The organism is Clavibacter sp. MX14-G9D (genome assembly GCF_032917815.1).
In the GTDB taxonomy this organism is placed as follows: Bacteria; Actinomycetota; Actinomycetes; order Actinomycetales; family Microbacteriaceae; genus Clavibacter; species Clavibacter michiganensis_K.
The window spans coordinates 1-684 of the sequence record NZ_JAVCVL010000428.1; the positions used below are offsets into that span (position 1 = coordinate 1).

Annotated in this window: 1 protein-coding gene and 2 pseudogenes; 1 reads left to right on the plus strand and 2 read right to left on the minus strand. The window is 77.6% G+C overall.

Translation table 11 applies throughout. The features are described 5' to 3' along the window. A pseudogene (locus tag Q6969_RS16115) lies at positions 1–241 on the plus strand (nucleotidyltransferase family protein); the annotation flags it as partial. Positions 242–246: 5 nt separating this feature from the next. On the opposite strand, the gene Q6969_RS16120 reads toward Q6969_RS16115, so the two are convergent. Then, positions 247–498 (minus strand): hypothetical protein, encoded by a 252-nt coding sequence (locus tag Q6969_RS16120; protein WP_317231341.1) that lies wholly within the window; start codon positions 496–498, stop codon positions 247–249. Between the two features lie 5 nt (positions 499–503). Continuing rightward, positions 504–684: pseudogene (locus tag Q6969_RS16125) on the minus strand (FeS cluster assembly protein); the annotation flags it as partial.

The window sequence follows — 684 nt, forward strand, 5'->3', positions numbered from 1 at the left end:
CGACGCGGCCACCGTCCGCCGCGTCATCGGCGCGGCACCCGTCGACCTGGGCACGCTCCGCCAGGCCGTCTTCGGCGGCCGTCCCGGGCACCCCGCGCTGCTCGGCCGCGCCCACTGGGACCCGCTCGCCGCGCACATGGGCGGCGACGCCGGCGCACGCGCCTACCTCGCCGCCCACGCCGCACGGCCCGTGGAGGCGGCCGACCTCAGCTCGGGTGAGGACGTCGACCGGCGCTCCTGAGAGCGTCAGGAGTTCGACTCGGAGTGCCCACCTGCGCCGTCGACGACCAGGTCGAGGTGCGGATGGGAGCTCGCGATGCCGCTGACGGCGTTCGCGGAGCAGCGCAGGCGGGCCTTCGCGGGACCCGTCGCCGCCCCGTAGCGGGCCTTCACGATGTCGAACTCCGGGAGGGCGCATGAGCCCCCGTGGGCTGGGATGTCCCCGTCGGCGATCTCGTCGATGCCGGACGCTCCCGCCGACCGGTGGTGCAGCGCCACGGGCCTCAGCGCCCCAGCGCCTCCTCCAGCGCGTGCCAGGCGAGCAGCGCGCACGTGCCGCGCAGCGGGTAGCGGCCCGAGTCCGCCAGCGCGAGGGCGTCGCCGAGCCGGTCCTCGGCGCCGGGCCGGAGCTCGTGGGCGCGGATCAGGGCGCGCAGCTCGACGACGAGCGCCGCGGCCTCCGCG